This window comes from Parasphingorhabdus sp., assembly GCF_049667325.1.
Taxonomy (GTDB): domain Bacteria; phylum Pseudomonadota; class Alphaproteobacteria; order Sphingomonadales; family Sphingomonadaceae; genus Parasphingorhabdus.
In genome coordinates, this window is the sequence record NZ_JBATHY010000325.1 from 1 (window position 1) to 6,941 (window position 6,941).

The 6,941-nt window shown below is 57.7% G+C and carries 6 protein-coding genes; 4 read left to right on the plus strand and 2 right to left on the minus strand.

Translation table 11 applies throughout. From position 1 onward, the window contains the following. On the minus strand, nucleotides 1–479 hold a 479-nt coding region (locus tag WBM93_RS14075), incomplete at its 3' end, for a cation transporter (RefSeq protein ID WP_424432494.1). Between the two features lie 67 nt (nucleotides 480–546). On the opposite strand from WBM93_RS14075, the gene WBM93_RS14080 reads away from it, so the two are divergent. From WBM93_RS14080 to WBM93_RS14095, 4 genes are all read left to right on the plus strand, one after another. Continuing rightward, a complete protein-coding gene (locus tag WBM93_RS14080; protein WP_424432495.1) occupies nucleotides 547–939 on the plus strand; it encodes a MerR family transcriptional regulator in 393 nt (130 codons plus the stop codon). A 265-nt stretch (nucleotides 940–1,204) separates the two neighbouring features. Continuing rightward, on the plus strand, nucleotides 1,205–2,398 hold the full coding sequence (locus tag WBM93_RS14085) for a hypothetical protein (RefSeq protein ID WP_424432496.1): 1,194 nt from the start codon (nucleotides 1,205–1,207) through the stop codon (nucleotides 2,396–2,398). Nucleotides 2,399–2,428: 30 nt separating this feature from the next. Then, nucleotides 2,429–3,178: a cytidylyltransferase domain-containing protein gene (locus tag WBM93_RS14090; RefSeq protein WP_424432497.1), complete on the plus strand. Its 750-nt coding sequence runs from the start codon at nucleotides 2,429–2,431 to the stop codon at nucleotides 3,176–3,178. Nucleotides 3,179–3,540: 362 nt separating this feature from the next. Next, the gene (locus tag WBM93_RS14095; protein ID WP_424432498.1) at nucleotides 3,541–4,056 is read left to right on the plus strand and encodes a cyclic nucleotide-binding/CBS domain-containing protein; all 516 of its coding nucleotides are present in this window, start codon (nucleotides 3,541–3,543) and stop codon (nucleotides 4,054–4,056) included. 35 nt (nucleotides 4,057–4,091) lie between these two features. On the opposite strand, the gene WBM93_RS14100 is transcribed toward WBM93_RS14095, so the two are convergent. Then, on the minus strand, nucleotides 4,092–6,941 hold a 2,850-nt coding region (locus tag WBM93_RS14100; RefSeq protein ID WP_424432499.1), incomplete at its 5' end, for a translocation/assembly module TamB domain-containing protein.

A 6,941-nucleotide genomic window follows, 5' to 3' on the forward strand; every position in this document is an offset into this window, starting at 1 on the left:
GCAACATTGCTGATCGCGTCATTGCGCGAACATATCCAGACCGACCGCATGTTCGCGTCGCCCGACCGGTAGCGATACAGCATCAGGGCAACGCCAACATTCACAAGCAATGCCAGAGTTCCAACGATACCCATTGTCTCGGCAACCGGCGTCGTGCCGTTGAAAAACGCCCATATGGCAGACCCCAGCACCCATAGACCGAATAGCAATATGGTTGCCCCCTTGAACAACGCCGCTCGCGAACGCCATGCCAGCGCCATTCCAGCCACACCAAGGCTGATCGCATAATTGAAAGCATCGCCAAAAAAGTCGAGCGCATCGGCCTGAAGCGCACGTGAATCCGCCTGAACACCAGCGCCCATCTCAATGAAAAACATCGCGCCATTGAGGATAAGCGCAATCCACAAGATACGCCGCCAGCGCTTGTCATTCAGCGCGTCTCCCGTTCCACAGGCGTCGGCGCAACAATTATCGGACATGATTTTTCCTAGACAATTTTCGATTCGCCGATAGTTATGCACCCTGTAGTAACTATAGGGTCAAGCGATGAAAATTGGAGCACTGGCAAAAGCGACCGATACGAAGGTGGAAACCGTCCGCTATTATGAGAATATCGGCCTGTTACCGCCTCCCGCACGAACGACTTCAAACTACCGGGATTACGGAAGCGACCATCTTTCCAGGCTTTCGTTCATTCGCCGTGCCCGAAATCTCGGCTTTACCCTGAAGGCACTGCGCGAATTGCTGGAACTATCGGACAATCAAGATCAATCCTGTGAAGCAGTTGATGATATTGCGAGCAGGCACCTTGCCGAGATTGATCAGAAAATTGACGACCTGACAACGCTGCGTTCTGAGTTAGGTCGCGTGGTTGGTGCTTGTCAGCATGGAACAGTAGCTCAATGCAAAATAATTGAGACGCTGGCACCGCGAATATGAAAGACCAACACAGGTATCAGTAGATTTCTGGCGTCCGCTTTTGCGCCCAAAGCAGACTTGGGAGCGATGTAACGTTAACAACAGCTAATGGGGCGAGAGCTGACTGTACCCGGTCCAAGCCAAACCTCCATGTTTGCGACCAGAGCGGTTCAAGATTCATAGTTCCGGCTGGGACGCCAATCCGCTAAAACCCCACCAGCTTAGTCATTTATTAACCATGTTCGTTTATAATTGTCGTCCCCGGCAATGATTTTAAGAGCATGTAATGGCGCAGCAACGGAAGCGAATTATCTTTTACCTGCCTGTTGTGACGCCCTGGTGGTTTGCCAATATTGTCGTCCATCTGATCCGCGTCCTGGCGCGGGAGCATGAGGTTCATGTGCTGGTGCCGCCCTTGTGGAACAACACCGGCATGGGCGAAGAACAGATCGATCTGGTCGCTGATCTTGATCATGTGATCTGGTATATGCTGGACGGCCCCGATCATCCCCGGCTGCGGGTCGACGCGAGCAGTGAAGAAGATCTGATCGCGCTGGTCCGCGATATCAATCCAGACTTCGTCCTGTGCCGTAGCGCCGATATTGTCACGCCGGCGCGCTTTCCCGGTATCGTCCGCTATATCATGGAGGGCGCTGCCCCGCCGGTGCGAACCGGAGCCAATTGGGTCACCCTGTCTCCTTCCTTGTTCGACCATGGGCTGATGCCGGATTTGTCTCTGGAGCAATGCGCTGAACTGGACGGACTTGCTGCACCGATATGGGAACAAATGTTGCAGGAACCGGTTTTGCCGGACCGGGCAGAATTTCTGACGATGACCGGACTGCCGGAAGACAAGATCATCATCGGTCTGCCGCTGGAATATGAGCAGGCAGAGAATTTCTTTGGCCAGCACCATCGCTATGCCAACAATGCGGAGATGATAGAGGCGATCACGCCGATGCTGAGCGACGATATGGTTCTCGCGGTGACCAACCATCCGCTGAACGAACTTTATGGCGACAAGAAAGCCCTCGAAGCTGCGCTGGCATCGCTAGATGGCAAGGCCATGCTGATCAACGGCACGAAGATTGCCGGGCAGGCAACACTGGCTTTGACGAAACAAAGCGACGGGATGATCGTCGGCAATTCCAAAAGCTGGTCGGCCTGTGCAGCCTACGGCACGCCGATGATGCGGTTATCGGATTTTGATACCGGCGACTGGGTGCGGGCTTATGATGAACTTCCTGCATTTCTGGCCGCCATCGGCGACGGCTGCGCGACATCTGCCGACACCGTGGTGGCGCAGCGCTGGTTCGCCTTTCATCTCGCCAATAGCGTTTTCGACCCGGCCGATCCGGCGCTTACCGCCGATGATCTTGTTTCCCGGATGTCCGATCCCGTTCAGCCGGAGCGCTGGGAGCAGGCTATGGCGCGCTACCAGACCCAATATCAGACGCAAGTGATCGGACAGGCCGCCTGATGACAAATCCCCCAAGGAAGGAAATTCTCTATGTATGATCTGGCTGTTATAATCCCGGTCCGTCGCGGCAGTTCGCGCATTTCGGAAAAATGCCTGCTGCCGTTCGGCGACCAGGAAACATTGATCGAGTGGAAGCTGGCCCAGCTGACCAAAGTGATCGAACCTAGGCGTATCTATATTTCGAGCGAAGACGAGGCATTTCTGGCGCTCGGCGACCGGTTCGGCGTGTCCGTCCACCATCGCCCGCGTCATCTTGCCATTGACCATATCGCACCGTTTCGCGATGTGATCACCGGCATCGTGCGGGACATTCCCCATACCCATATCGCCTGGTCGACCGTGGTCTGTCCGCTGATGGCGCCGCAGGAATATTGCGATGCGTTTCGCACTTATCATGACGAGGTTATCTGCGGTGACCATGATTCGCTGCTCGGGGTCAATCCGTGCAAGGATTATTACTGGTCGCGCGAGGGCGCGCTCAATTACGAAGCCACCCGCAACCATACGATTTCCCAGAACCTGCCCGACTGGTTCAAGGTTACCAACAGCCTCTACATGGCCCCGCGCCAGCAGATACTGGCGCGCGAATATTTCGTCGGCGACAATCCGGTCCTGCAATCGCTGTCCAAGCTGGCGGGCGTCGATATCGACTATATCGAGGACTATCGCATCGCCCGCGCGCTGCACGCGGTCTATGCCGAAGACAAAATGGATGCGGTCGATCCGGAGACCGAGATCAACTGGAACGCCGGAGGATCCGATTTCCTGATGGCGATGTGATGGTCGCACGGCACTCCTCCGGTTCCACAGCTACTCACCAAATCTAGCGTGTCCGCAGATTGACACTCCTCTTTACTAGCGTCGAAATACGCAACAGGATCGGACGCCAGCTGATGTTCGGAAATTCCAGCGGCGTCGCCTTGTGGCGAATGCCCGAACGGACATATGGCGCTGTCCCGTAATTTCGTTATTTTTCACGGCATGAATATAACCGAAAACTACATGCAATGGCTAATGAAGCGCAAACGCGAGGCAATGGAAAACGCCCCGCGCGGCTTCTTCACACGGCGTGGCAATCTCGCTTTGACACGGGATTCGTCCGCGCACCGCCGTTACTCCTATCTATATGAGGATATGCTCGAATGAAAATCAGCGAACGCGTAGAATATGCGACCAAACCCGAACCCATGACTTGTGATATCAATGACAAGGTCATCGACGTCGTCTTGCGAATGGCTGACAAGAACTACGGATCGATCATCGCGGTCGACAAGGACAGTCACATATTGGGCATGTTGACAGAACGGGACGTCATGAAGCGACTGGTCGCGCAAAAACGTGATCCGGCCAAAACCATGGTCGGCGACATCATGACCAAAAATGTCCGCACCGCGAAGGAAAATGATGAACTGGTCGACTGGTTGCGGATCATGTCCAACGAACGATTTCGCCGATTGCCGATCATCGACGATGACAACAAGCTTGTGGCAATCATGACCCAGGGCGACTTTGTCTCCTATACATGGCCGGAACTGTTGGTGCAGATGAAAACTCTGGCAAAGGCGACGTTTGGCGACAGCTTGAGCTTGCCTCGAATTCTGGCCGGCGTGCTGATCTACAGCGTAGTGATCATAGTCGCGGTCGGGTGGATTAGCTAACTCACCTTGGAAAAGTGCATCGACCGAGTGATCCTCTAATAATCTTTACTGATCCGAACGTTGGCGCTCTGACGGCCGAGAGTCGAAATGGTCGACAGGATCGACAGCCAGCGGGTGATCTGGAATTCCAGCTGGGTCGCGCTATAGCCCTTGCCGTCGGTGATCAGCTCGACATAGACGCGGCGCGTTATATATTTGCCGGCCGCGATCGAGGTCCCCGAACCGGTGTCGGTGTCTGACGGTAATATCCGTAAACGGTCGAGTCCGACCGCCTTGCGCAACTGGTTGATCGGATCGAGCCCGCCGCCGCTATTGAGCGAGGCCACCGCGGCCGCCAGCTGGACCGCCTCGGGAGCGGACAGATTGGCGATCGACGCGCCGAATAATACCCGCGAGAGCAATTCGTCCTCGGGCAGCGCCGGGATGCTGGTGAAGGCTATTTCGGGCTGGTTGCCGGTGCCGGTGACATTGATGGTGGCATTGAGGCCGGTCAGATTGGCCTCGGCCTCGATATCCAGAATCGGATTGACCGGCTGGTTGCCGACAAAACGGATGCGTCCCCGCTCGAGCCGGAACCGACGACCGGCGAATGTATAATTGCCGCGGATCAGATTGGCGTCGCCGACCATGGTGAAATCATCGACCGGGCCGGAAATTTTGAGATTCGCGCGCCACTCGCTGTCCAGGCCCAGTCCTTCTACCTGCAACCGGTTGGGCGCATCCGCGGACAAGGCAAAGCGCCATGGCCGGCTGCGGATCTGCACCGGACGTTCATCGGCCCGGCGGTTGATCTCACGGACCTTGATGTCAGGCAGGCTGGCGGTCGCGCTCGCCTGGCCAAAGCGGAAGAAGCTGCGGTTGAGGGTCACATCTCCAGAGATCAGGCCTCCTTCCGGCGAGCTGCGTATCTTGATTGGGCCGGTCACCGTCGCGGCGAAATCGTCCCGCGCGATCAACGCTGCTTGCCGGGCATCGACGTCCATCACAATGCCAATGCCTTCGCCGGGCGCGACGGCAAAATTGAAGCTGCCGCTACCACTGACGGTTCCGCCTCCGGCGGTGACACCGGTTACTTCGGGCAGCACCAGACGCGAGCCGTCAAACCGGCCGACCGTTTTGATATTGGAGACAACTGTGCCGGTCAGCGGGCTTTCCAGACGGGCGTTGCTGGTGCGGACCAGGCCTTCGATCTGTGGATTGGCAAGGCTGCCGCCGATATCCGCGCTGGCCGACACCGGTCCGGTCAAATCAAAAGTTTCCACGCCGGTCAGCCGCCACAGGCTTTCCGCCCCGCCGCTGAAACGCGCCTGCGCGAATAAGGGCTTGCGCATAAGCTCATCCTGCCAGCGCCCGCCGCCGAGTCCGGTGACCCTCCCCTGGAACCGACCAATGGTTTTTCCTGCAGGCGACTTGATGATCCCCCGTGCCGCCGCGTTGCGCTGGGAAATGGCAATATTCAGACCCAGATCAACCGGCGCGGAGGTCAATATCAGCCCGGACCGGGTCAGGCCCTTCACCGTGAGCTTTGCTTCGCCTACCGGAACCTGCGAACGTGACTGGGTAAGCTTTACAGTGCCGTTAACTGTGCCGCCCAGCCCGAGATCGGGATAAGCTATATCGACCAGAGACAAGGGCATTTTGGACAATGCCATGACCAGGTTTGAATTGCCCGTCGCCCATCGCCCGGACATGCGGGCGCTACCGCTGCCGTAGCTGACCGTGGTCGGGGACATCGTCCAGCCATCGCCAGACCGCCTGAGATCGAGCGTGCGCGTCAGACGGAGGGTGCGACCTTCGAACTGGCCATTGCCGGTGATCTGATAGCGATCGGGAGTGATGCCCGCTTTTGCCTGAAATTCAAACGTGCTGCCGCGCGTTCCTGCCACGGTAAAGGTTGCAGTCCCGCTGCCGTTGGTCAGCTTTGCATTGGCGGCGATCCGACCGACAATCAGCTCGCCGCGACTAATCCCCTGCGCACGCAGGGTCGCGTCGATATTCGACCGGCCATCGATCAGGACGATATCGGCATCAAGCACGCCGGTGCGAATAAAAATCGGAGGATTGCCATCGAAGCGGGCATTTTCGACCTTAAGATTGGCGCGGATCAATTGCCGACCATTGCCGGGCCGGAACAGAATATCGCCGTTCACGCCGCCGCCGCTGATCGCCAGCGTTCCGGCAAGACCCTGGGCTGTGGGCCTGATAGTGCCGGTCGCCAGCGTGTCGGACACCAGCAGGCGATCTACCCGGACAGCACCGTCCTGGCCGCCTGTGGTCAGGATGGCGCCGTCGCTGTTGAACGGCCCCAGAGTCGATCCACCCGACGCGATATAGGCAAAGCCGGCCGCCACGGGAGTGAGTTGCAGGCTGACCGCCGACAGACCAAGCGCAGGCAGCGGACTGTCGAGCAACAAGGCGACCTTGGGCCGGTCGAGTGCTCCGTCGAGTTTAATGTCGAAGCTGCCATAAGTATCCTGCCTGCCCGACCCGCGAAACGCGAAAGTCGCTGCTCCGGTTTGAGTGCCGGAACCCCTGAACGAGAGCTGGGGAGCCCTGACGGTGAGATCGGTAAACCGCAAAAACCCGTCTGGTCCCAATGCCAGCCCGGTTTGCAGTTCGGGCAAACCTCCGGCCAGTTCGCGCAGGAAACCGATATCGAAGCGCCGGAGCTTGGCATTGACCTGGCCATCGACCGAGAGCCCGGAAGGCGCTGGACCCAGATTGATGCTGGCTACAATGTCGGCCACCCCGACACTCTGCACCGCAAAACCGGGAGCTATAGCATCAATATTGACCGCGAAATCTCCGGTCGAGGGACGCATTTGAAGATCCAATGTGCCTTTTGCGACGTTGGTCGTCACGCGTGCGCGTTCGGCAAACAGCAG